This window comes from Shewanella sp. TB7-MNA-CIBAN-0143, assembly GCF_040310065.1.
In the GTDB taxonomy this organism is placed as follows: Bacteria; Pseudomonadota; Gammaproteobacteria; order Enterobacterales; family Shewanellaceae; genus Shewanella.
In genome coordinates, this window is sequence record NZ_JBEOPL010000019.1 from 37,093 (window position 1) to 63,958 (window position 26,866).

General features: G+C 42.6%; 18 protein-coding genes. 8 read left to right on the plus strand and 10 right to left on the minus strand.

All coding sequences use genetic code 11. The features are described 5' to 3' along the window. Window positions 1-81: 81 nt before the first annotated feature. Together AAEY97_RS15610 and AAEY97_RS15615 are read left to right on the plus strand one after the other, a co-directional pair. A complete protein-coding gene (locus tag AAEY97_RS15610) occupies window positions 82-1,203 on the plus strand; it encodes an efflux RND transporter periplasmic adaptor subunit (RefSeq protein ID WP_350999880.1) in 1,122 nt (373 codons plus the stop codon). Next, a complete protein-coding gene (locus AAEY97_RS15615) occupies window positions 1,200-4,271 on the plus strand; it encodes an efflux RND transporter permease subunit (protein WP_350999883.1) in 3,072 nt (1,023 codons plus the stop codon). The genes AAEY97_RS15610 and AAEY97_RS15615 overlap by 4 nt, the downstream gene beginning before the upstream one ends. Window positions 4,272-4,435: 164 nt before the next feature. Here AAEY97_RS15615 and AAEY97_RS15620 read toward each other — a convergent pair whose 3' ends face one another. From AAEY97_RS15620 to purL, 5 genes are all read right to left on the minus strand, one after another. Next, window positions 4,436-4,885, minus strand: coding sequence for a host attachment protein (locus AAEY97_RS15620; RefSeq protein WP_101085462.1), 450 nt, complete (start codon window positions 4,883-4,885; stop codon window positions 4,436-4,438). Window positions 4,886-5,248: 363 nt separating this feature from the next. Then, window positions 5,249-5,359 (minus strand): cytochrome bd-I oxidase subunit CydX, encoded by a 111-nt coding sequence (cydX, locus tag AAEY97_RS15625; protein WP_011636618.1) that lies wholly within the window; start codon window positions 5,357-5,359, stop codon window positions 5,249-5,251. Window positions 5,360-5,376: 17 nt separating this feature from the next. Continuing rightward, window positions 5,377-6,516, minus strand: a complete 1,140-nt coding sequence (cydB, locus tag AAEY97_RS15630) for a cytochrome d ubiquinol oxidase subunit II (RefSeq protein ID WP_182743939.1) — start codon at window positions 6,514-6,516, stop codon at window positions 5,377-5,379. A gap of 15 nt (window positions 6,517-6,531) precedes the next feature. Beyond that, window positions 6,532-8,088, minus strand: a complete 1,557-nt coding sequence (locus tag AAEY97_RS15635) for a cytochrome ubiquinol oxidase subunit I (protein WP_162022620.1) — start codon at window positions 8,086-8,088, stop codon at window positions 6,532-6,534. 1,139 nt (window positions 8,089-9,227) lie between these two features. Further along, window positions 9,228-13,109 carry a phosphoribosylformylglycinamidine synthase gene (gene purL, locus AAEY97_RS15640; RefSeq protein ID WP_350999886.1) on the minus strand — a complete coding sequence of 1,294 codons (3,882 nt, stop codon included), beginning with the start codon at window positions 13,107-13,109 and terminating at the stop codon, window positions 9,228-9,230. Between the two features lie 355 nt (window positions 13,110-13,464). Here purL and mltF point away from each other — a divergent pair, with 355 nt between their 5' ends. Then, the gene (mltF, locus tag AAEY97_RS15645; RefSeq protein WP_192115362.1) at window positions 13,465-14,895 is read left to right on the plus strand and encodes a membrane-bound lytic murein transglycosylase MltF; all 1,431 of its coding nucleotides are present in this window, start codon (window positions 13,465-13,467) and stop codon (window positions 14,893-14,895) included. Between the two features lie 315 nt (window positions 14,896-15,210). Here mltF and tadA read toward each other — a convergent pair whose 3' ends face one another. The 3 genes from tadA to guaB all read right to left on the minus strand — a co-directional run bounded on the left by tadA (window position 15,211) and on the right by guaB (window position 19,028). Further along, window positions 15,211-15,690, minus strand: coding sequence for a tRNA adenosine(34) deaminase TadA (gene tadA / locus AAEY97_RS15650; protein WP_206780909.1), 480 nt, complete (start codon window positions 15,688-15,690; stop codon window positions 15,211-15,213). A 189-nt stretch (window positions 15,691-15,879) separates the two neighbouring features. Next, on the minus strand, window positions 15,880-17,457 hold the full coding sequence (guaA, locus tag AAEY97_RS15655) for a glutamine-hydrolyzing GMP synthase (protein ID WP_162022616.1): 1,578 nt from the start codon (window positions 17,455-17,457) through the stop codon (window positions 15,880-15,882). Window positions 17,458-17,561: 104 nt separating this feature from the next. Beyond that, the gene (gene guaB / locus AAEY97_RS15660) at window positions 17,562-19,028 is read right to left on the minus strand and encodes an IMP dehydrogenase (RefSeq protein ID WP_350999889.1); all 1,467 of its coding nucleotides are present in this window, start codon (window positions 19,026-19,028) and stop codon (window positions 17,562-17,564) included. A gap of 118 nt (window positions 19,029-19,146) precedes the next feature. Here guaB and xseA point away from each other — a divergent pair, with 118 nt between their 5' ends. Then, complete coding sequence (gene xseA, locus AAEY97_RS15665; protein ID WP_350999892.1) at window positions 19,147-20,487, plus strand: exodeoxyribonuclease VII large subunit; 1,341 nt, start codon at window positions 19,147-19,149, stop codon at window positions 20,485-20,487. A gap of 252 nt (window positions 20,488-20,739) precedes the next feature. On the opposite strand, the gene AAEY97_RS15670 is transcribed toward xseA, so the two are convergent. Next, window positions 20,740-21,417: a YiaD family glycine zipper/OmpA-like lipoprotein gene (locus tag AAEY97_RS15670; RefSeq protein WP_350999895.1), complete on the minus strand. Its 678-nt coding sequence runs from the start codon at window positions 21,415-21,417 to the stop codon at window positions 20,740-20,742. A gap of 102 nt (window positions 21,418-21,519) precedes the next feature. After that, window positions 21,520-22,401: a choice-of-anchor H family protein gene (locus AAEY97_RS15675; protein ID WP_350999898.1), complete on the minus strand. Its 882-nt coding sequence runs from the start codon at window positions 22,399-22,401 to the stop codon at window positions 21,520-21,522. Between the two features lie 341 nt (window positions 22,402-22,742). Here AAEY97_RS15675 and AAEY97_RS15680 point away from each other — a divergent pair, with 341 nt between their 5' ends. From AAEY97_RS15680 to AAEY97_RS15695, 4 genes are all read left to right on the plus strand, one after another. Further along, window positions 22,743-23,099: a PepSY domain-containing protein gene (locus AAEY97_RS15680; protein WP_242445092.1), complete on the plus strand. Its 357-nt coding sequence runs from the start codon at window positions 22,743-22,745 to the stop codon at window positions 23,097-23,099. Window positions 23,100-23,102: 3 nt separating this feature from the next. Further along, entirely contained in the window at window positions 23,103-23,786 is a 684-nt protein-coding gene (locus AAEY97_RS15685) for a response regulator transcription factor (protein ID WP_059747866.1), read from the plus strand. Beyond that, complete coding sequence (locus tag AAEY97_RS15690) at window positions 23,779-25,107, plus strand: ATP-binding protein (RefSeq protein WP_350999901.1); 1,329 nt, start codon at window positions 23,779-23,781, stop codon at window positions 25,105-25,107. The genes AAEY97_RS15685 and AAEY97_RS15690 overlap by 8 nt, the downstream gene beginning before the upstream one ends. A 179-nt stretch (window positions 25,108-25,286) precedes the next feature. Further along, window positions 25,287-26,801, plus strand: a complete 1,515-nt coding sequence (locus AAEY97_RS15695; protein ID WP_350999904.1) for a DUF3300 domain-containing protein — start codon at window positions 25,287-25,289, stop codon at window positions 26,799-26,801. The last annotated feature ends 65 nt before the right edge of the window (window positions 26,802-26,866 follow it).

Here is a 26,866-nt window from a genome sequence, read left to right on the forward strand (position 1 = left end):
GAGTTCGCTTATTGTTATTAACACTGGTTTTTAAGATAAATCAACATTGGCACAATATATTGCTTTGCAAGGAATAAACTTATGTACGCGTCAAAGACATTCACCCCAATCATTCGATACTGGGCGCTAGGTTTAAGCTTAATCTCATTAGGCGGTTGTGGCTCTGAGGTAAAAGAGCATTCACAAACAACTGAGTACCAAACGGTATTGTCACAGCCTTTATCATTAAGCGACCGTTATCAACACATGCAAACTTATACGGGTACGATTCGCTCGGCCAATACCACCGGAATTGGCTTTGAGCTTGCGGGTAAACTGAATAATATCCTAGTCGACAGTGGCGATACTGTGAGCAAAGGACAAATATTAGCGAAGCTTGATACTGATTTATTGACCGCAGAAAAACAGCAATTACAAGCCAGTTTATTGCAAACTCAAGCGGATATAGATTTAGCAAAAAGCACCTTAGCCCGTACTCTAAAATTGAAACAACAAAACTATGTGTCTGAGCAGCAACTCGATGAAAGCCAGCAACAAGTTATTAGCTTACAAGCTAACCAAAAGCGTATAGAAGCCAGCTTAAGTGCGACCAATTTGAAAATTGAAAAATCAACCTTGTTAGCCCCATTCAATGGAAAAATCAGCCAACGTTTTCATAATGTCGGCGAAGTGATTGCGCTAGGCAGTCCGGTTTTCACCTTAGTTGGTAACAGTCAGCCTGTGGCTTATATTGGAGTACCCATTGATATCGCACAGCAGTTAACCGCCGAGCAGATGGTAGATGTCCGTGTAGGTAAGCAAACCTTTATCGCTAAAATTGCCGGTATTAGTGCCGAGGTTAATACCATTAGTCGCACGGTTCAGTTGCGTATTCATTTGCCCGACTCAGCCAGAGTGATCAATGGCGAAATAGCTTATTTGGCGTATCAACAAGACGTGCAAGCACCTGGTTATTGGGTGCCTATGTCGGCATTAACCGATGGCGTGCGCGGATTATGGAACGTGTTTGCCTTAGTTGAGGCTGAGCAAGGTTTTTATACCATTGAGCGCCGCGATGTAGAGATTATCTATACCAATGAACAACAAGCGTATATTCAAGGTGCCATAAAACCAACCGATTTAATTGTATCGCAAGGATTACATAAATTGGTCGTTAACCAGAAAGTCACTCTCGCTCAAACTAAGAAAGCGGGGGCATTATGATTAAAGCATTTTTAGAAAATGGCCGCCTAACCAGTTTATTTATCGCATTATTAATTGTTGCCGGATTAGGGGCGATTTCAAGCCTACCTCGCACCGAAGATCCACATATTACTAACCGATTTTCGTCTGTTATCACTCAATACCCTGGTGCATCTGCAGAGCGGGTTGAAGCACTTGTGACTGAGGTATTAGAGAATCAATTACGCCGTTTAGAAGATTTAAAGCTAGTCCAGTCGACCTCTCGCCCCGGGATTTCGGTTATCCAGCTAGAATTAAAAGACACGGTCACAGAGACTGATCCGGTGTGGTCACGCGCTCGAGATCTTATCGCCGACAGTAAATCATTGTTGCCAGTAGAAGCACAAAATAGTGTATTAGATGATCAACTAGGTTATGCCAATACCGCCATTTTAGGACTTGTTTGGGCTGACGATAGCCCTGTAAGAACCGATATTCTAAATCGTTATGCCAAAGAATTACAAAGCCGTCTAAGACTGCTCAGTGGTACTGATTTTGTTAAACTTTATGGCGCACCACAAGAAGAGATTTTAGTTGAGCTAGATGGTAATAAAATCAGTCAATTGCATTTAACCCCCGCCAGTATTGCCGCTATTTTAAATAATGCCGACAGCAAAATTTCAGCCGGTGAAGTTAATAACAGCCAATTTAGAGCCTTAGTTGAAGTCTCTGGTGAGTTAGATTCGCAGAATCGTATCCGCCAAGTGCCGTTAAAAGTAGACGACTATGGTCAAATTATTCGCTTAGGGGATGTGGCCAATATTAGCCGCCAAGCCAAGACTCCGGCATCGAGTATCGCTTTAATCGACAGTCAGCAAGGCGTTTTGGTGTCTGCACGCATGCTCAACAATAATCGAGTCGATGTGTGGCAACAGCATGTAAGCAGCGCCATAGATGATTTTTCAGCTAATTTACCGGCCAATATTAAGGTGCAATGGTTATTCGACCAACAAAGCTATACCAGTGACCGATTAGGTGACTTGGTGATTAATCTGCTACAAGGATTTGTGATTATTTTAGTGGTTCTGATGCTAACATTAGGACTGCGCAATGCAGTGATTGTGGCGATATCATTACCATTAACCGCATTATTTACCCTCACCTGCATGAAATATACTGGACTACCGATCCACCAAATGTCAGTAACAGGTTTAGTGGTTGCGCTGGGGATTATGGTCGATAACGCGATTGTGATTGTTGATGCCATAGCTCAACGTCGTCAACAAGGTATGAGCAAACTGGAAGCGGTATCAAAAACCTTACACCATTTATGGCTACCACTAGCAGGGTCGACTATTACCACCATGCTAGCCTTTGCACCTATTGTATTAATGCCGGGCGCTGCGGGCGAGTTTGTGGGTGGCATTGCCATTTCGGTCATGTTCGCCTTACTCGGCTCATATATTATTTCTCATACCATTATTGCTGGCCTTGCGGGTCGATTCAGTCGCAGTGAAAAACCAACGGCTTGGTATCAGCAAGGGATGGCATTCCCAAGAATTAGCCAAGCATTTACCGCCAGTTTACAGTTTGCGTTATCTCGGCCAATACTGACCGCCATCGTAATTGGAATATTACCGATAGCTGGCTTTTTTGCCGCGGGCAAAATGACTGAACAATTTTTCCCTCCGTCTGATCGCGACATGTTCCAAATTGAAGTCTACCTGGCACCTCATGTCAGTATTGATAACACTCTCGAGCAGGTCAAACTGATTGATAAAAAGCTGCAACAGATTGACGATATTATCGCAGCTACATGGGTTGTTGGCGGTAATACGCCCTCTTTCTATTACAACTTAACTCAACGGCAACAAGGGGCAACCAATTACGCCCAAGCGATGATTAAAGTGACCGATTATGCCGCCGCCAATCAGTTAATTTTGCAATTACAAAAAGAGTTTGATGCCCAATTTCCACAAGCACAGATTTTAGTGCGAAAACTGGAACAAGGGCCTCCCTTTAACGCTCCGGTTGAGCTGCGAATTTATGGCCCTAATCTTGATACTCTGAAAACATTAGGTGAACAAGTACGCGGCATTTTAGTCGCCACACCAGATGTGATTCATACTCGTGCCACCCTCAGTTCTGGCGCTCCAAAAGTGTGGTTACAGGTGAATGAAGACGCCAGTTTAATGAGTGGCTTAAGTTTGAGCGATATTGCTAATCAAATTCAAATGGCGACTACTGGGATCATTGGTGGCAGTATTTTAGAGCAAACAGAATCACTGCCAATACGGGTTCGCTTAGGCGACAACAGCCGCGAACAAGCCACTCGTTTAGCCGAGATTAATCTGGTGTCACCATCGGGGTCAGGCATTCCACTATCGGCATTATCTTATAACGAGATAAATGTCAGTCGTGGTGCAATACCGCGCAGAAATGGCGAACGCGTTAATACTATCGAAGCTTATATCACCAGTGGAGTATTACCAGCACAAGTACTCAACGAGGTTAAAGATGCTATTGCTAATTTGTCCATTCCAGCGGGATATCATCTCGAAATAGGTGGTGAAAGCGCAAAACGTAATGAGGCGGTAGGTAATTTATTGTCAAACATTGTGCTCGTAGTCACTTTATTATTAGCTACAGTGGTGTTGTCGTTTAACTCGTTTAGATTAACCGCCATCATTTTACTGAGTGCTTTTCAATCGGCCGGTTTAGGCTTGTTATCCGTGTATGTATTTGGCTATCCGTTTGGGTTTACCGTCATTATCGGTTTATTGGGATTGATGGGTTTAGCCATTAATGCCGCAATTGTTATTTTGGCAGAACTTGAGGATATTCCCGAGGCGCGCGATGGCAATTTGGCCCTAATCATTAGTACGGTGAGCAGTTGTGGGCGTCATATTGGCTCAACCACTATCACCACCATAGGCGGCTTTTTACCGCTAATTATTGCCGGTGGCGGCTTTTGGCCACCCTTTGCTATCGCTATCGCTGGCGGTACATTATTAGCCACTATGTTGTCACTGATTTGGGTACCGGTAATGTATACCTTATTGATGAAGCCGAAAGCTGGAGCCAATATGGCATTAACCACCCCGGTTTAATTACATGGCTTAATGGCATAGTTTAATTACATCGATTAGCGACTAATTAACAATCAGCAGTTTAATGAAAGTGACAAAAAAACAAAAATACCCCATTAAGCTGCCGACATACGAGTAATGATGATGACAGCTTAATAAACGAACCTAATTATCTAAATTTCAGCTTATGTGGCTAAGCTAGGTAAGATAATTGGCAGCTGACCTCTAATCGAGTCGATGTCCTGCTTTACAATATCTTTGTCTATTTCCAGCGTAACAACTTTAGTGACGTTAGTGCTCATTTCTTTGCGTAAGTTACCTAGAAAATGAGGTGCGGCAACAACAATCAATTGGCTAAATTTGTGCGCATTATATTCAGCCTCAAGGTATCGACAAATCTCCCTGGCAAATTCGACAGCCTCATTCTTTTTAGGCTCTGTTTTCCCCCCGACAGAATGATGACTATTGGTTGCTCCTCCAGCCTGACGGCCTGGTAGATCTGAGGTTAGTTCCTGTTCATGCTGCTGTGCTTCGGGATGGATCATGCTCTTAATCTCAATTAATGTAGATTTTGCTGTTTCTGCGTTAAATAGACGTGCATGTGCGCTATCCGCGACTAAAATCCAACTGCTCATTATATATCTCCCGTTAAGTGCATTACTAACAAATTGCCATGTTCAAAAAACAAACAATTAGCGTTAATTAATTATAGACAATATTTCTGTTAACACTTGGGAATTGAGCAGTATTTCCTGGTATCTTTGAATAAAAATCTTACTTAGCAGTGGCGAGTGTACTACATATTTTTTGGGCTTTTTATAAGGCGGCGACTGAACATAAAATTGGCTTTGTTAACAGCCACTAAGTAACAAGCTAATGAATGCTAGTTTGAGTCATAAGTTAAAACCGGTCGATTTTAATTTTGTAAACAAGATGAGTAGCCAATAAAAAACCGCTTTATTACTAAAGCGGTTTTTTTATATCAAACGATATAACGTTTATAGTTCGTTGTTACGATCCATATTTTCAGTATTCTCAAGCCATAACGCGTTGATGATACCGAATGAACACGCTAACAATACCCCTAAAATCCACGCAAAATACCACATAGACGTTGCTCCTTAATTTAGTAAAGTGAGCTTTTGTTGTTTTCAACATACTCACGATTTAAGCGGCCGTACATCTTGTAGTAAGTCCAAATGGTGTAACTTAATACTGTGGGTACGAAGATAATAGCGGCAACTGTCATCACTTTAAGTGACATTTGACTGGCTGTAGCATCCCACATTGTTAAGCTGACATTAGGTTCTAATGATGAAGGCATAACAAATGGGAACATTGCTGCACCACAGGTCAAAATGACACTAGCAACCGCAAGCGAACTGAAAAAGAACGCAAATCCACTACGATTTAAACGACTGGCAAAAATCACCAATATTGGCATTAATAATCCTAACACCGGGAATAACATGGTAAGAGGATATTTATCATAGTTGGTTAACCAAGCACCCGCTTCAACCGCCACTGTCTTAGTAGTTGGATTTGACGGGCCAGCAAGGTCGAGGGCTGAGGTAATAACATAACCATCAATACCGTTTACAAGCCAAACCCCTGCAGCACCAAACAGAACCACTAATAGACCACCACAAATTTGCGATGCTTTAGCGCTTCTAACGCGCAGCTCTCCGTCGGTCTTCATTTGTAACCATGTAGAGCCTTGCATTATCACCATAGTGACACTCACAAGACCGGCTAATAAGCCAAACGGATTCAATAAACCCAACAGACCGCCATGATAAGTGGCGCGTAAATATTCATCAAAGTTAAATGGTACGCCTTGAAGCAAGTTACCAAATGCCACACCAATGATTAACGGTGGTACAAAACTGCCGACAAATAATGCTCTATCCCATGACTTACGCCATCTTGGATCTTCAATTTTAGAGCGATAATCAAAACCGACTGGACGTAAAAACAATGCAAATAGTACTAGCATCATTGCCACATAAAAGCCCGAAAACGATACCGCGTAGACCATAGGCCAAGCAGCAAATAATGCACCACCCGCCGTCACTAGCCATACTTGGTTACCGTCCCAATGTGGTGCGATAGTGTTAATCATAATACGGCGTTCAGTATCATCTTTACCAATAACGGGTAACAATATACCTACGCCCATATCAAAGCCATCTGTCACGGTAAAACCAATCAACAGCACGCCGATTAACGCCCACCAAATAAATCTTAATACTTCATAATCAAACATAATCAGGTCCTCAGATTAAGCATCTTGGGTTTCGAAATGGTAACGGCCGGTCTTTAAGCTGCTTGGACCAAGACGAGCAAACTTATACATCAAGTAAGCCTCTATCACCAACAGGATGGTATAGAACACCGTAATCGAAATAATACTGAACCAAAGATCCGCCGTCGTTAAACTAGACGCCGACATGAATGTTGGTAGCACTTCAGAAATGGTCCAAGGTTGGCGACCAAACTCTGACACAAACCAACCAGCTTCAATGGCTACCCATGGAAGTGGCAAACTGTAAAGAGCAGCACGAAGTACCCACTTTTTCTCGGCGATTTGATGACGAGTGCTTTGCCAGAAGGCGGCAGCAAACACCAATAGCATTATCATCCCAGAGCCAACCATTAAGCGGAAACTCCAGAACATAGGCGCCACGGTAGGAATTGAGTCATAAGACGCTGCAATAATTTGCTCTTCAGTCGCATCCACCACTTTGTCGGTATAACGCTTAAGTAAGAAACCATAACCTAGATCGATTTTAGTTGCTTCAAATTGCTCTCTAACCTCAACCGATTTATCACCAGCACGTAATTTTTCAAGTAAAGCATACGCAACCATACCGTTACGAATTCGTACTTCGTGATCTTTAATAAGATCCTTAATACCGGTTACTTCTCCATCTAAAGAACGTGTCGCAATGATACCCATCGCATATGGGATCTTAACGGCGTAATCCGTGTGCATAGTTTCTTGGTTAGGGAAACCAAATGCCGTAAAGGCTGCTGGTGCAGGTTCAGTGTGCCATTCAGCTTCAATTGCCGCTAATTTAACACGTTGGACTTCACCGACTTCATAACCCGATTCATCACCTAACACGATGACCGATAAAATAGATGCCATACCAAAGCTTGCTGCAATAGCGAATGAGCGACGAGCAAAAGGTAAATCTCGGCCTTTCAATATGTAATATGAGCTAATGGCAAGTACAAACATGGCACCGGCAACATAACCAGATGCGACGGTATGAACAAACTTAACTTGCGCAACGGGATTAAATACCACTTCGGCAAAATTGGTCATTTCCATACGCATGGTTTCGTAGTTAAACACCGAGCCCACTGGATTTTGCATCCAACCATTGGCGATCAAAATCCATAAAGCTGACATATTAGAGCCAAGAGCGACAAGCCAAGTGACGACTAAATGTTGGCGTTTGCTGAAGCGATCCCAACCAAAAAAGAACATCCCGACTAACGTAGACTCAAGGAAGAATGCCATTAAGCCTTCAATCGCCAGAGGCGCGCCAAAAATGTCACCTACGTAATGAGAATAGTAGGACCAGTTAGTACCAAACTGGAACTCCATCGCTAAACCCGTTGTTACGCCTAAGGCAAAGTTAATCCCAAACAACTTACCCCAAAATTTAGTCATGTCTTTATAAACTTGCTTATTGGTCATCACATACAGTGATTCCATAATCGCAAGAATAAAGGCTAAACCTAGGGTGAGTGGAACAAATAAAAAATGATACATGGCTGTCAGCGCAAATTGAAAACGCGATAGCTCAACGACCTCTTCGATAATCATTGGCGACTCCTTACTTCAGTACAACCAAATACGACATAGCAACACTCGGTTACCATAATGATGATGTTATACCTGAAAACGGTAATATTGAAGCAGTGGACAACTCACCAAAGAGTGAAAAATGATAAATTAATCTATTTGCCTGTGTTTTCAAGTCCAGTCCTAAACGCCCTATATCTTACGGTATAATGGCTTGGTAGATCATATTTTTTAATCAAAAATGTGATAAGCATTAGATTATTTGCATGAATAATTTTTTGACTTAAAAAATCAGTCCTTTACAGTCGATCTCACACCTATTCGATGCACATTTGATGTCAGATGGATCACAACTCAACAAGAAACTTGTGGTATTCGTTGTAATAAAAATTGTACAACCATCGACCCCCTATCTTGAGGTATTGACAAAAAATGGATAATTGCTAGGAATAAAAAGCAAGCATGTATTATTTTTGACAAAACACCCTGCTCACTCAGATTGTTAATAAAAAGTAGTTAAATACACAAAAAATTAATATTAGATAAATATTTCTATAATTAACAATACACCACGAAATTCATAAAATACTGTTTACATTATGTATAAGTAAATTTATTTTAAAAATTAAATTAAAATAATAAAATAATTCATTAAATAAACTAATGTCAAACATCATTTTTTCTCGTTTGAGCATACATTAGTTCAATTGTATAATTTGCGCACAATTAAGAAGACGAACACTAAGTAGTGCAATGAGTCGTTGTCTTAATTCCAGTGACCTAACCTAGAGAGAATGTGCTATGACTCAATTATTCGAACATATTGCCAACTTGTACAAACGTGTTTTTACTGAAATGTTTACTGCTAAAGAAGTGAAATAAGCGAGCTCACGTTTTTATCTATACCGTGTTTAGTGAATGTTTTTGTTAGCGCAGAAATAATATTAAGCGGTAATCGTTATGATCCAAGGATAACGAATCAGAAAACCCCATAGAATAAATCTATGGGGTTTTTCTTTATCACGACAACATAAAATCAGCAGCGCTAAACAAATTGAAACCAATAAAAAAGGCGACTCAAAGGAGTCGCCTTTTGCTTTATAAATTAAGTGTTTTAGCTAAATCAAGTGCTTTAGCTAAACTAAAAATTTAATTTGCGATTAGCCGATTTTCACTCGTGCATTACGGAACATGCGCATCCATGGGCTATCTTCACCCCAGTTATCTGGATGCCATGAATTAGCAACAGTTCTAAATACTCGCTCAGGATGCGGCATCATAATGGTTACGCGACCATCAGTGGTACAAATACCCGTTAAGCCATTGGCTGAACCATTTGGATTTTCTGGGTACTGGGTGGCAATTTGACCATGACCATCAACATAACGCAGTGCAATAGTGCCCGATGCTTCTGCATTTGCTAACGCTTGAGCATTGGCAAATTCCACTAAGCCTTCACCATGCGATACAGCGATAGGCATACGAGAGCCAACCATACCGTCAAAAAATACCGATGGATTTTGTTGCACTTCAACCAAACTGAATCGAGCTTCAAAACGCTCTGAGCGGTTACGCACAAAACGCGGCCAATGCTCACTTCCTGGAATAATTTCTTTCAGATTAGATAACATCTGACAACCATTACACACGCCAAGGGCAATGCTTGAATCACGTTCGAAGAAACGGCTAAACTCATCGCGAGCACGGTCATTAAACAGAATCGACTTAGCCCAACCTTCACCAGCACCTAACACGTCACCATAAGAGAATCCGCCACAAGCCACTAGGCCTTGGAATTCTTCAAGGCTAATACGGCCAGATAAAATGTCCGACATGTGCACGTCGCGGCTTTCAAAACCGGCACGGTCAAAAGCGGCTGCCATTTCAACATGAGAGTTAACGCCTTGCTCACGTAAAATAGCCATTTTAGGTGCGACACCTTTAAGAATATAAGGTGCAGCCACATCTTCACTTGGATTAAAGCCTAATTTAACCGTTAAACCTGGCGCATCAGCTTGTTGTTTAAGCTCATACTCTTCACGCGCGCATTCTGGGTTGTCACGTAGCGCTTGCATGCGATAGGTTGTTTCTGACCATAAGGTACGCAGTGCAGTACGGCTGTCAGCAAATATCACTCGCTCGCCATCGTTAATGCTAATCTTGTTTGCCGTTTGTAAGCCACCAATGTGATGACACGTGACACCTTTAGCCTCAAATTGCGCGGCAATGGCTTTGGCATCAACAGCACTGACTTGAATTACAGCACCAATTTCTTCGTTAAATAAACGCTCTAAATCAGTACCATTCAAGCTGGCTAAATCAATCATTAAGCCAGTATTACCAGCAAAGGCCATTTCCACTAAGGTGGTAAATAAACCGCCGTCGCTACGGTCGTGATAAGCCATAACCGCTTGCTCGGCGACTAACTGCTGCATCACTTCAAAAAAGCCCGCTAAGTTGGCGGTTTTATCTAATGTGGGTGCAATATCGCCTAACTCACTATAAACCTGCGCTAAACAAGAACCGCCTAAACGATTTTGGCCATTGCTTAAGTCCAGCATTAATAATGCGCTGTCACCTTTATCACTGCGAAGTTGTGGCGTTACCGTTTTACGAATGTCTTGCACCACACCAAAGGCGGTAATAACTAACGACATAGGCGATGTGACAGTTTTCTGAGTACCATTTTCTTCCCATGCGGTTTTCATCGACATGGAGTCTTTACCGACAGGAATCGTGATACCGAGTTCAGGACAAAGGTCTTCACCAATCGCTTTAACCGCCTGGTATAAACCCGCATCTTCGCCTGGATGACCCGCTGGAGACATCCAGTTAGCAGAAAGTTTAATACGCTTGAACGAGCCAATATCGGTACCGGCAATGTTCATAATCGATTCGGCAACTGCCATACGAGCAGAGGCGTCGAAATCGAGTAATGCTAACGGAGTACGCTCACCCATCGACATCGCTTCACCGCAGTAGCTGTCATAACTTGATGCGGTTACTGCACAGTCGGCAACAGGAACCTGCCATGGACCCACCATTTGGTCGCGATTAACTAAACCAGTGACAGAGCGATCACCTATGGTGATAAGGAAGGTTTTGTCAGCCACGGTTGGCAAGGTTAAAATGCGCTTAACGGCATCGTTTAGCTCAATTTTAGTCTGATCTAACGCTGGCGATACTGCTTTGGCTGTCACCACATCACGGCTCATTTTAGGCGCTTTACCTAATAAAACTTCAAGCGGTAAATCAATCGGCTTGTTATTAAAGTGACTGTCGGCAAGCGTTAAATGCATCTCTGCAGTCGCTTCACCAACCACCGCAAATGGTGCACGTTCACGGGCACAAATATCAGCAAATTGTTGTAAGTTCTCTGGTGCAACCGATAACACATAACGCTCTTGAGATTCATTACACCAAATTTCAAGCGGGCTCATGCCTGGCTCGTCAGAAGGAACATTACGTAAATTGAATACCCCACCGCGATCAGCATCATTCACTAACTCAGGGAACGCATTAGATAATCCACCAGCGCCCACATCGTGAATAAATTGAATTGGGTTGGTGTCACCTAACTGCCAGCAGCGGTCGATAACTTCCTGACAACGACGTTCCATTTCTGGGTTTTCACGTTGTACAGAGGCAAAATCTAAATCTTCGCTAGACTGACCAGACGCCATAGAAGATGCGGCGCCGCCACCTAAGCCAATGTTCATTGCCGGTCCACCAAGCACAATAAGCTTAGCGCCAACGGTAATCTCACCTTTTTGAACATGTTCTTCTCGGATATTGCCTAAGCCACCGGCAATCATAATCGGCTTATGATAACCACGCACTTCAACGCCATTGTGGCTAGAGACTAATTGCTCGTAGGTGCGGAAATAACCGGTAATGGCAGGACGACCAAATTCATTGTTAAATGCTGCGCCGCCAAGAGGGCCTTCGAGCATGATTTCTAACGGAGTGACGATACGATCTGGTTTACCGTAATCCCCTTCCCATGGTTGTACAAAACCAGGAATTTTCAAGTTAGAAACAGTAAAACCAGATAAACCTGCTTTAGGTTTAGAACCTCGGCCAGTAGCACCCTCATCGCGAATTTCACCACCAGAACCAGTAGCAGCGCCAGGATATGGGCTAATAGCGGTTGGATGATTGTGAGTTTCTACTTTCATCAATATATGCATTGGTTCAGTGTGATAGTTATAAACACCATCGGGATCAGGGAAAAAACGACCCGCTACCGGACCCGTCATCACTGCGGCATTATCTTTGTAAGCTGATAACACGTAATCGGGCGTGACTTCAAAAGTGTTTTTAATCATTTTGAACAATGATTTTGGCTGTACTTCGCCATCGATTGTCCAGTCTGCATTGAAAATTTTGTGGCGACAATGTTCCGAGTTTGCTTGAGCAAACATCATTAGTTCGATGTCGTTAGGGTTACGCTTTAAACGAACAAAATTTTCAATTAAATAGTCAATTTCATCATCGGCAAGGGCCAAGCCTAGCTTAATATTGGCCACTTCTAAGGCGCGGCGGCCTTCAGCAAGAATATTCACACTGCTAAATTTTGCTGGTTCTGTACGAGCAAATAATATTTCAGCTGCTTCAAACGCCGGCAGCATGACTTCGACCATGCGGTCATGCAATAAACCTTGCAGTAGTTTTTGCTGCTCGGCTGTTAATACTGACGCTTCTACATAATAAGCAATACCACGCTCAAGACGGTTAACTTTGCCTAAGCCACAGTTGTGGGCAATATCAGTTGCTTTAGAAGACCAAGGAGAAATAGTGCCAGGACGAGGAGTAACAAACAGTAAAGTGCCTTGTGGGGCATGAGACTCAATAGCTGGGCCATAAGTAAGAATAGTTTCTAACTGTAGACGTTCATTATCATCTAGTGGTTCACTCAAATTGGCTAAATGTACATATTCAGCATAAATTTGCGATACAGGAAGCGCTGCGTTTTCGCAAGCCTCCATGAGTTTTTGAACTCTAAATGCAGATAGTGCTGGGGCTCCGCGAATGATTTCCATCACGTCTATTCACCTTTATAATATAGGAGGATCAGAATTGGCGCTATTATAGGGAATTGCACACTACAAATCACCTTCAAGCGCAGGTGAAAACAGTGTTTCCTGATAGGGAAAATATCCCATTCAAGTAATGCTAAAATGAATAACATAAACACTTTACCTTTTAACAAAAAACAACCACTAAATGCTGCTTATTTACTCAACTATAGGCGTTTAGGAAAACTACTGATAAAGTAAGCAAAAAATAAGCTAACTCCCCTACATATTTAAAGGCTATTCAACCGGTATTTCATTCGTTTTTACACATCACTCTGGTGACATTAACGAAACAACTTAAGATAACCAATTAATAAATATGATCAAAACCTTATTCATAATCTTACTTTGCGGGATGTTATCCGCCTGTCAACCTGTTGATATTCAAAATGTTGATATTGCTGCCCCCGCACCTAAGCGTACCGTATTAAAGGTAGGGACATTATATGGCCCGCAGATTTATCTTAATTCAGAACAGGGTGAAAGCGGATTCGACTTCGAAATGGCGCAGCGCTTTGCTGACTATTTAGCCGTTCCTTTAGAAATGATCCCGTACACCAATCGCAAGCAATTATTCGCGGCATTAAAAGAAAACAAGATTGATATTATTGCGGCTGGCATCGCTAAAACCCCTAACCGTAGTCAACAATTTAAGCTCGGACCCACCTTATATAAAGTCAACCAAGTGTTGGTCTATAAGGAGGGTACTCCGGAACCCAAAGATATTAGTACTCTGTCAGGTGAAATTACTGTCATGGCTAACTCATCTTCAGTCAATACCTTAACCAAATTACAAAAAGACTATCCTGAGTTGATGTGGAATCAAGTCAACGACAAAGACAATGAAGAACTGTTTGCATTAATTGCCAACGGTGAATTGAACTACACCATTTCAGATTCAAATAGTTTATTGATCAATCAGCGTTTTTTACCTGAACTACGCGCGGGGATGATTTTAGAAGAAAAGGTCGAAGTGGTGTGGCTATTACCGCCGAATAACAGCGACCGTTTAATGAGTAAACTATTGGCTTTTTGGCATAAAGAAAGACGTGCGGGTACGCTGGAACATTTAAACGAGAAGTATTTTGGCCATGTTAAGCGTTTTGATTACGTTGATACTCGTGCCTTTATCCGCGCAATTGATAACATTCTGCCCGAATACCGTAGTTTTTTCGAGCAGTATTCTGGAGAGTTAGATTGGCGTAAATTAGCGGCTGCTAGTTATCAAGAATCACACTGGAACCCGAGTGCTCGCTCACCTACAGGGGTGAGAGGTATGATGATGCTAACCCAACCTACAGCGGCTTATGTTGGTGTAGATGATCGCTTAGATGCAGAACAAAGCATACGTGGTGGGGCATTTTATTTAAAAGACATGATGGAGAGATTGCCTGACACCATCTCTGAAGCTCAACGGATCTGGTTCGCACTGGCTTCCTATAATATCGGTTTAGGTCATGTTGAAGATGCACGACGATTAACTGAATCAATGGGAATGGATCCTAGCGCATGGCGTGATGTCAAAAAAGTATTACCTTTGCTGCAACAATCTAAATATTATAAACAAACTCGATATGGTTATGCCCGTGGTAGCGAAGCTGTTCATTATGTTGACAGTATTCGTCGTTATTACGACACCTTAGTGTGGATCGATAATCAAACCCAAAAGTTGGAGATTATTGAAGAACCTCAACAAATTGAAATCATTGCTGAAGACGCTTCAAAAAATATCCATGAAGCAGCACACTAATTTTTGTGCTGACACGATTATCGTCATAAACCTGACCGATAATTGTCACGAATATAAGGTACTATGGTGCTGAATTTATCGTAAGAAAGCATTCTGCTAAAGTATGCGGTTTATCAGTAACCTCGATGAGGTTAGCCAATATTAAGGGATCACGGTATGAGAAGAAGAGCTATAAGCAACACCATGTCACGTCGTCGCGTCATGCTTAAAGTACATAAAAGCCGCATTCAAAATCGTCAACGAGCTCATTTTTTATTGGTACAAACTGAAAATTAATCTTCCGTTAACCACATAAAAACCAGTCACTCAATCAGTCTATTTTATAGCTAACTGTTTGAGTGCTTTTTTTTCTGCTCTACGTCGTTGAAAAAATGCACTTAGCTGCGCACCACACTCTGCTGCCAACACACCTGAACTGACTTCAAGCTGATGATTAAAAACTGGATGTTGTAATAAATTAATCACGCTACCTGCCGCGCCAGTTTTTAAATCATCTGCACCATAAACAACCCGCGCAATACGGCTGTGCACCATGGCACCTGCGCACATAGTGCAGGGTTCTAACGTGACATATAAAGTCGTGTCGAGCATACGATAATTCTCTAACACCTTGCCGGCTTGACGAATACATTCCATCTCGGCATGAGCGGTTGGATCGTGATTCACAATACTTAAATTACAACCACTGGCAATCAATACATCGTCTTTAACCAATACGGCACCCACTGGCACTTCGCCTTTTAGCTCGGCTTGCTCGGCAAGTTGCATCGCTAAACGCATCCACTTTTCATCAATGGCGCGCTGAAGCTGATTCGATTTCTCATTGTGCGCATTAGAAAGTGGGCAAGTATTGCTGGAAACGTGTTTTTTTGGGGTATCTGTCACTCTATAAAACCTAGGTAATTGTCATACGCGGCTATTCTAGCAAATAAAAAAGACGCCGCAGCGTCTTTTTTATTTAAAGTAAGGAGTCACGCTACAGCGTTATTCCCATTCAATTGTTGCAGGTGGCTTACCTGAAATATCATAAACCACACGAGAAATCCCATCAACTTCATTGATAATACGATTCGACACGCGACCCAAGAAATCATACGGTAAATGTGCCCAATGCGCAGTCATAAAGTCGATAGTTTCTACCGCGCGTAACGATACAACCCAATCATACTTACGACCATCACCCATTACACCTACCGAACGAACGGGTAAGAAAACGGTAAAGGCTTGGCTGACTTTATTATACAAATCAGCTTTGTGTAGCTCTTCAATAAAGATAGCGTCTGCACTTCGCAGTAAATCACAATATTCTTTTTTGACTTCGCCAAGTACACGAACACCTAAACCTGGTCCTGGGAACGGATGACGATAAAGCATGTTGTAAGGCAAGCCTAACTCTAAACCGATTTTACGCACTTCATCTTTAAATAATTCACGTAATGGCTCAACTAAACCCATCTTCATATTGGCAGGTAAACCGCCAACATTGTGGTGCGACTTAATCACATGCGCTTTACCCGTTGCACTGCCCGCTGATTCAATAACATCAGGATAGATAGTACCTTGGGCTAGCCATTTGGCATTAGCGCATTTCTTTGATTCTTCGTCGAAAATCTCAACAAACACACGGCCAATGATTTTACGTTTGGCTTCTGGTTCTGCTTCGCCAGCCATCGCATCTAAGAAACGGTTTTCAGCATCGACGTGAACAATTTTGAGTCCAAAATGATCGCCAAACATTTCTAATACTTGATCCGCTTCATTCAAACGCAGCAAACCGTTATCAACAAACACACACGTTAGTTTATCGCCAATCGCACGATGTAATAGCATCGCCACAACCGATGAATCTACCCCGCCAGATAAACCCAGAATAACTTCGTCATCACCAATTTGCTTTTTTAAACGCTCAATAGCATCTTCAATAATTGATGATGGCTTCCAATTGGCTTTACAGCCACAAATGTCTAGCGCAAAATGCTCTAGCATACGCTGACCTTGGCGAGTATGCGTCACTTCTGGGTGAAACTGTACGCCGTAAAAACCTTTTTCTTCATTGGCCATAGCGGCAAACGGACAAGTTGCCGTTTTCGCTACGGTCACAAAACCTTCAGGGATAGCAGACACTTTATCGCCGTGGCTCATCCACACATCAAGCAAAGGTTTGCCTTCTTCGCTAACGGCATCTTCAATGCTTTTAAACAAAGCTGATGTGGTTTGCAATTCAATTTGTGCGTAACCAAACTCACCTTCGCCAACGCCTTGAATCACTTTGCCACCCAGCTGCTCTGACATGGTTTGCATGCCGTAACAAATACCCAATACCGGTACACCAGCAGTAAACACATATTCAGGGGCACGCGGTGAATTGTCTGCTGTGACACTTTCAGGGCCACCGGCTAAAATAATACCATTTGGGGCAAACTCACGAATTTGCGCTTCGCTCACATCCCACGCCCATAACTCACAATACACACCAATTTCACGGATACGACGCGCAATAAGTTGAGTGTACTGAGAACCAAAATCGAGGATTAGAATCTTATGATCGTGAATATTACTCATGAATAACCTTTACATATTAATTAAGTGTAATAACTCGCATCCAATTGATGCGGGCAAATTAACGCTAATAAAACGAGGGCGACATAACGTCGCCCTTATCGTAATTATGAACGATAGTTTGGTGCTTCTTTGGTAATGGTCACGTCATGAACGTGTGACTCACCCATACCTGCTGAAGTCACTCTTACAAACTGTGCTTTTTCATTTAACTCTTTAATTGTGGCACAACCGGTTAAGCCCATGCATGAACGCAAGCCGCCCATGTGTTGGTGAATGATCTCTTTCAACTTACCTTTGTACGGCACGCGACCTTCAACACCTTCAGGTACTAGCTTGTCAGCAGCGTTATCGCTTTGGAAGTAACGGTCAGATGAACCTTGGGTTTGGCCCATAGCGCCCAGAGATCCCATACCACGGTAAGATTTATAAGCACGACCTTGGTAAAGTTCAGTTTCACCCGGCGCTTCTTCAGTACCAGCAAACATAGAACCCGCCATGATGCATGATGCACCTGCAGCTAATGCTTTAGCTAAGTCGCCAGAAAAACGAATACCGCCATCAGCAATAACAGGAATGCCTAGGGCGAGTACTGCTTCAGCAGCATCAGATACCGCAGTGATTTGTGGTACACCGACACCCGTTACAATACGAGTGGTACAAATTGAACCAGGGCCAATACCGACTTTAACGGCGTTAACGCCCGCTTCAACTAGCGCAATTGCACCAGATGCGGTGGCAACGTTGCCGCCAACAATTTGTAAATCAGGGTATTTGGCTCTAGTGTCACGAATACGCTGCAATACGCCTTCTGAGTGACCATGTGATGAGTCAATCAATAACACGTCAACACCGGCTTTTACAAGCGCGTCAACACGCTCTTCATTGCCAGGACCCGCGCCAACTGCAGCGCCCACACGTAAACGACCTAATTCGTCTTTACATGCGTTTGGTTTGCGTTCAGCTTTTTCGAAATCTTTAACGGTGACTAAGCCTTTAAGTTTAAAGTTTTTATCAACCACTAAGACTTTCTCAATACGATGAGAATGCATTAGTTTTTGTACTTCATCTAACTTAGTACCTTCAGTTACTGTGACTAGACGATCTTTTGGGGTCATCATGTCGGCAACGGTTTTGCTCCAATCAGTCACAAAACGCACGTCACGGCCTGTAATAATACCCACAAGTTCGTGTGCATCATTCACTACAGGGTAACCAGCAAAACCATTATGTTCAGTTAATAAACGTAAATCAGTTAAGCTTGTGGTAGGCGTAACAGTAACGGGGTCTTGAACAATACCGGCTTCATAACTTTTAACTTTACGGACTTCTTCGGCTTGTTGCTCAATACTCATATTTTTATGAATAAATCCTAAACCACCTTCTTGCGCCATAGCGATCGCAAGACGAGACTCAGTCACAGTGTCCATAGCAGCAGACACAAGTGGAATATTTAATTCGATTTTATTGGTTAAACGAGTTTTAAGAACTGCGGTATTAGGGAGTACGGTCGAGTGGGCAGGAACCAACAACACATCATCAAAGGTTAGTGCATCTTTCAGTAAACGTAGCATGGCAACATCTCCCTAGTAAGTAGGATTTTGGGTGAAATATTGCGGCGAGATTATACCTTGCATATTGCAGTTGGTAAATGGAAAATAGATTTTTATTAACGTTAGAATGAGAACTCTCATGAGTGCCACAAAAAACAATGTTTATAGTGTTTCGCAATTAAATAGCGAAGTGAGGCATATTCTTGAAGGTCAAATTGGCAAAATTTGGCTAAATGGTGAAATATCAAACTTTTCGGCCCCAAGTTCAGGGCATTGGTATCTCACCTTAAAAGACGCTCATTCGCAAGTTCGCTGCGCCATGTTTAAGGGCCGTAATCAATCTGTGCGCTTTAAACCCGTTAATGGTCAACAAGTACTAATTAAAGGCGCCATCAGTGTTTACGAGCCTCGTGGCGATTATCAGCTACTACTTGAGTCAATGTTGCCTGCAGGTGACGGACTACTCGCACAGGAATTTGAAGCCTTAAAGCTAAAATTGGCCGCTGAAGGCTTATTTGCCCTAGAAACCAAACGCCCTATTCCAACTAATATCCAACGAATTGGTGTTATCACATCAGCAACAGGCGCAGCTTTGCGAGATATATTACATGTATTAGCACGCCGAGATCCCTCAATCGAAGTGATTGTGTACCCAACTCAAGTTCAAGGTGCTACAGCCAGCCAATTAATCTGCCAAGCAATTGTCACTGCCAATCAACGCATGGAAGTTGATGTGCTGTTGCTTACCCGTGGTGGTGGTTCGTTAGAAGATTTATGGTGTTTCAACAGCGAACATTTAGCCAATGAGATTTACAACAGTGCATTGCCTGTTGTTAGTGCTGTAGGCCATGAAATTGATACCACTATCTGTGATTATGTAGCGGACGTTCGCGCCCCAACGCCATCAGCCGGCGCAGAGTTACTGTCAAAAGACAAAGGCAATAAAGCAGAAAAGCTGCTGCTCTTGTTATCGCGTTTGCAGCAGGGCATGAAACACTATCAATTGCAGCAGTATGGACGATTAACTCAGTTATCTCACCAACTTCAACGCCATGAGCCGCAACGTAAACTGCAACAATTTGAACAACGGTTTGACGAAATGCAAATGCGCTTAGAAAATGCCTTACAGCATAAACTCAGTCGCCTAACCTTACGCCACCAGCAATTACATAATCGCTTGCAACAACGTTCACCTATTAATACCTTAACCATAGAAAAACAGCGGCTTGGGTATTTAGTTGAACGCTTTAACGACGCCAGTAAAGACTATTTTAAACAGGCTGAATCACGAGTTTCACAGGCCGCCCATAAACTTGATACCGTCAGCCCGCTGGCAACCTTGAGCCGAGGTTACTCAATCACAAGTACCAATGAGCATGTTATCGAAAATGCCAATCAATTAAGCAATGGTGATGTAATTCATACTCGGTTAAAGCAAGGAAGTGTCACCTCCACCGTGACAGATGTTTCAACTAAATAACAAGCATGATTTCGATGATAGAAATGTGGCAAAAGGACGTAACGTGAAACGGATAGATTATCGATTATATATGCTTGTTATTTAGATCACTTACCATCCATATATACCAAATTATCTGTGCCAAATACATGTAGTCATCTAGATTATTGTTCACTAACTCCGTTATCGGTTAAGCAAAAAAAGCCATCTTTCGATGGCTTTTTTATTTAAAGGTCAACAAGCATCGCTTGTTAACCACACTCACGGCTAAAACTACTTACCCATTGGTGTTAATACAATTTCTACATGACGGTTTTGCGAACGACCTTGTTCGGTAGAGTTGCTGGCAATTGGGCTTGACTCGCCCATACCAGTAGAAGACACCCGTGAACCGCTGACTTTCTGGCTCGTCATATATTGCGCAACTTCACTCGCTCGTACTTGTGACAAACGCAAGTTATAAGAATCTGAACCCGAACTGTCGGTATAACCAATCACATTTAAGCGAGTGTCATCATATTCTTTAGCCACTAATACAACACTGTTTAACACTGATTTAGCGCGTGAACTTAAGACAGTTTGATCAACCGCAAAAGTCACTTCATTAGGCATGTTCAGTACAATATTGTCACCGTTGCGCGTCACACTCACGCCAGTTGATTTTAACTGTTTACGCAATTCTGCTTCTTGCACATCCATGTAATAACCAATACCACCACCAAGAGCCGCACCAGATGCTGCACCAATTAATGCACCTTTACCGCGGTCGCTTTTGCTTGATGAAAGTACACCAATGGCTGCGCCTGAAAGACCACCGATAATAGCGCCATTTGTGGCTTTAGCATTTTCTGATTCGCCCGTATAAGGATTAGGTAATTGGCAACCAGACAACAACAGCGCCGAACCGATTAATGAACTGCATAACAATGATGCATTTAACTTTACTGACATACACACTCCTAACTACTTATCCCATATGGATAAGTAAAAACTGACAAAATCAAAAATCGTCATTCTAACGTAGATCTAAGGTACATAAGCATAAATTTTACGTTATATTTTATTAATCAAACGTCGACGAAACCCAATCACTCCGGCGAGTAAGCCAATACTTAACCAAGATAACGCCCCGCCTGAATGTTCAGTTTCGATATACACCTCTTCCACATAGACCGCATCACGGTCGCTACTTTCAAGTGGCAACGCGTACAAGGCATTGGACTCATCACTACTTATTGTCGCAACCGGATCGGCATAACCTAGCTCATATAAATCGATCAACACATCATAGTGATCGGCTTGATAACCACTGGCTAACGTAGTGAGCACTTCGTAATCATCATTGCTAGAGTCTGCGTGGAGGGTGAATACGTCAGTTGAGTAATAATGGATCCACGGCCCACCATCTTGGCTTAAATATAACTCGGCAAATACATCAGCCTGAATGTCGCCCGCACTGCTGGTTATATCAGCATCAAAGGTCACACTAAAGGTTTGATAAAAACCATCATAATCATAGTCATCAAATAAACTTGAATCTGCACCGTAGAAAGAAAAGTCGTAATAAACAACTTGATTTTGCTGCGCCAACGCTCGTTGTTGCTGGTTGGCCGTTGTCGCGGCAGCTTTTTGATTTTTAGCCATCACTTGTTCACGGGTGACTTTTTTATTCAGGGTTGCAACGGTACCTTGCAACTTAGCTTGCTCATGTAAAGCGCTCACCCTAGCCTGCTTGTCCGCTTCAGTTTCTGGCGTTTGCGGATTAATGACTCTTGCTTGACTGTATGTACCAAAAGCTTGTTCAGAGATCCGCTCGGCGCCTTGTACTGTTGGCGAACTTAACCAGAGTGCACTAGCAACACATAAACTTACGCCCCATTTTAGCTGGGTATTAATTGTCGATAGATTGGCTGTCTTGGCAGTATTATGTTTCATGTTAGTTCCTCACAGTCTTGATATTGAGGCCATTTAACCCTAATCAAAATGAACGTAAGCTGAACATAGTAATAAGGTAGACTTCCGATATCGCTAACCTTTAGTGCCACTGTTATAAATCAATACCGCGAAAACATCCCATAGAGGTAAACCATTCAGTTAATGTTCATCTGCTACCCCTTATACTGCCAAGTCAAATCATCGATACATTGGCATTTACTGATATCTTACGGGCGTTTATGTTTCGCTTACGGCTATTTACTCAATAAGATTAAGTAGATGTTTCTATATAGAAAGGGATCTTTTACACTGGCAATAATGAGGTTATTAGGGAACACAATATGCAGCGTATGCTCAACGTAAATGCCACCATGTTAGGCCTGATGTTAGCGGTACTTTCACTAGCGTGCTCAGTGCCGTCCTATGCTGCTGCATTACATTCATCAGCAGGTGCTCAGTTCTCCCCAGGCCCCAATAATAATCGTCAAAACAATAACCAGCAGAACAGTAATCTGGTGGTTAATAGCGCTCAACAAGCTGTACAAATGGCTCAACGAAGTTATTCAGGTAAAGTATTAAAAGTGCAATCAGCTAACGTCAATGGACATCCTGGTTATCGAATTAAATTACTCACCAATGATGGAGTCATTTTTTATGTGTTAGTCGATGCCACTAATGGCTCGGTTACAAGGAACTAGCTCATGAGATTATTACTGGTCGAAGACGATTTAGCCCTACAAGCAAACATCAAACAGCACCTTATCGACGCGCAATATACTGTTGATGTCGCCAGCGATGGTGAAGAAGGCTTATTTCAGGCTCAAGAATATCAATACGATGTCGCCATTATCGACGTCGGTTTGCCTAAGCTTGATGGCTTATCATTAATCAGTAAGTTACGTGAGCAAGACATTAGCTACCCGATCATTATTTTAACCGCTCGAGACAGTTGGCAAGATAAAGTGGTCGGTTTAGATGCCGGCGCAGACGATTACTTGAGTAAGCCGTTTCAGCTAGAAGAACTTGTCGCACGAATTAATGCATTAATTCGCCGCTCCGCAGGTAAAGCCAGTCCAGTGATTCAAAATGGTCCCTTTAGCATTAATACCCGCAGTTTAGAAATTAAAAAGAGCCTGCAAATAATTAACCTTAGTGGTTCTGAGTACAAACTATTTGAATACCTGATGCTGCACCCAGGGTCAGTACATTCCAAAAGCAGTTTAATTGAACACATTTATGATCAGGATTTTGATTTAGACTCCAACGTGATTGAAGTGTTTATCCGTCGTTTACGTAAAAAACTCGACCCCGACAATCAATATCAATTAATTGAAACACTGCGTGGTCAGGGCTATCGACTGCGTCAATTAGACCCTGATGCGTAAACTACTCAGCTCGCTTAAAGTCCGCATTGTGATCAGTGCGTTATTACTGATTTTGGTATTATTGCCCATTATCGGCATAACCGTTAATAACGCCTTTGAAACCCAAATTAATGTCGCGGCAAAAAACCAGTTAAAAGCCTATGTTTACTCTGTTTTAGCCATGGCAGAAGTGGAAGATAACCAATTACAAATGCCGTCTCATTTACTTGAAAACCAATTCAATGTGATTGGTTCAGGTCTTTATGCGTTAATCACCACCAAAGATAATCAGCTACTGTGGACCTCAAACTCATTTCTCGGCCTCAACACCCCGATTAACTTACCCAAGCCCGTAACCGGTAGAAGTACCTTCGACTCGATATTGATTAATGATAAACCGCAGTTGATATACAGCTTTAGCGTGAGTTTTGCCACCAGCGAACAACCTTTTACCATGACGCTGCACATTATAAAAAACCAACAAGAATACCTACAACAAATCCAAAATTTTTCTAACACCTTATGGACTTGGTTGCTAGTGTTAACCGCCTTATTGGTTATTGTACAGCTCAGCTGGTTGCTATGGACCCTAAAACCTTTAGGCCAATTTAGCCAAGAACTCAGTGCGGTAGAACAAGGCACATCAATGCAACTCAGTACCCGCTACCCTGTGGAATTGCAAAAAGTAGCGCAACAGTTAAACACCTTATTACAAACCGAACAAAATCAGCGTAAACGCTACCGTAATGCGTTAGCCGATTTAGCTCACAGTTTAAAAACACCTTTAGCGGTAATCCAAACTCAAGCTGATTTAAGCGACGCCTCGATGGAACAAATTAACCGTATAAACCAAATTATTGCTTACCAACTAAAGCGGGCACAAAGCGCGGCTGGCAGTGCTTGGCACTTAGGGGTTAATGTTGACAGTATTGCCGTTAAATTAGTCAGAACCTTAAGTAAGATATACCAACATCAAAACCTGACCATTGAGTATCACCCCAACGAACAAGCCCGCTTTAAAGGCGATGAAGCAGACTTAACAGAAATGCTTGGTAATGTGCTCGACAATGCCTGCAAAGCCGCGAAAACAAAAGTGACATTAACCCTTACACAGCAAGATAGTCAGCTGTGCATGACAATTGAAGATGATGGTGAAGGTATTCCGAAAGATAAACAGCAACATATTTTTGAACGGGGGATCCGTGCAGACACTTACACTCAAGGCCACGGGATCGGGCTGGCAATCGTTAGAGACCTTGTCGACAGTTATCACGGCAAACTTACTGTTGGCCAATCGGCATCATTGGGTGGCGCTCAATTTGAGTTTACTTTCCAACAATAAACACCTGCTTTAGATTGCCGCTATATACTATTTGTTTAGTTTATCTATCTAGCTTATTGCTCTTGCTTACTCCTCTCGCATAGTTCTAGGGTATTAACTTCCGTTATGAGCTTTCAGCTTATGTTCATCTTCGGCCCGTTATGATGAACCTAACAGTCATCAATGACGCTGGAGATAACATGAAAAAAGCCATTCACGTACCCGCTCAGGCATTGCTCGCCTTAGCCTTGGTCTGTATGCCATTAACCAATGTGCACGCGGCGCAACCAACTAATTCATACACTTATACAGCAGAAGATGATGTGGTGAGTGATGCTGAGTTGGCACAAATGCTCGCGCCAATAGCGCTATATCCAGACAGTTTATTAACCCACATATTAATTGCGTCAACGTACCCATTAGAAATTGTCCAAGCCAAACGCTGGTTATCAAACCAAGGTAACCGCGACACCAACCAAATTATGACCGAGGTAGAGTCGCAAGACTGGGACCCAAGTGTCAAAGCCTTGGTAGCATTTCCCAATGTATTGCAGCGTTTAAATGATGATTTAGCGTGGACTCAAAGCGTAGGCGATGCCTTTTTGCAAGATGAAGGCCGCATGCTAGACACCATTCAATCATTAAGACAACAAGCTGATGAAGCAAACAACTTAGCCGACCTTGAGCAAGTAAAAGTGTCGCGGGTTGAGCGCCGGATTATTATTGAATCAGTTCGCCCAGAAATTGTTTACGTGCCTTATTACGACAGCCGTATCGTTTATGGCAACTGGCGCTGGAATCGTTATCCACCGGTTTATTGGAATGCACCTGCTTATGTACATTATCGCCCTAACCACAGTGCTATTTACTGGGATAGCGGAGTACGTATTAGCTTTAACTTCTTTTTTAGTGGTTTTCATTGGCATGATCGCCGTGTAATTGCGGTACCAGTACGTCAAAACTACCGTTACTACACACCACGAAAAATAAGCTACAGCCATGGTGCCCAACATTGGCAACATAAACCTAAGCATCGCAAAGGTGTGGCTTACCACAGCCAAGTGATCAGCAAACGTTATAATGGCCATTATGAGAAACGTAACAAGCAGGTAAGTTATTCACGCGAAGCCAAACGCCAGCAAGCCAATGAACCTCGTCATTATTCCACCAAGGTGAATGATCAGCATAAAGACATAAACCATAGCAGCAAGCAGGATAAGCGTAGTGACAAATCAACGTTAAGAAGTGTAGGCCGCAATGAGCCGATTGAGCACAAAAGTAGCCAGCTAAAACGCGAGTTAAGCCAGCAACGTCAACCAGCAGCACAAGTGAAATCATTTGAGCGCAAAGGTGAGCCGATGAAGTCAAACTACAGTCGTCAACGCGATGTGGCCCAAACTAAGTATGAGACAAAACCAGTGGCGAACATAACAAGCAAGCCGCGCACTCAAGAATTACAACAAGCTCAACGTAACACTCGAGTTGAAACATCGCGCCAGCCGCAAGTTAACGCGATGCGCAATCCACAACAGCAAGTGAAACAAATACGCAGGAGTGAACCACAAAAGCAGCAAGTTCGCGAAACAACTCGATCCACGCCTCAGCAAGCTTCGCGATCAATGAGTCAGCAACGTGATAATGCATCATCACGCCGTGCAAGCCAATCGAGAGACACCGGACCTTCAAGAGAAAAACCGTCTAGAGAAAGACAGTAAACAGTAAAAAAAGCCGCGAACTACAACAAAAAACAACATGAGTAGGTCTTGTCTCTCATGTTGTT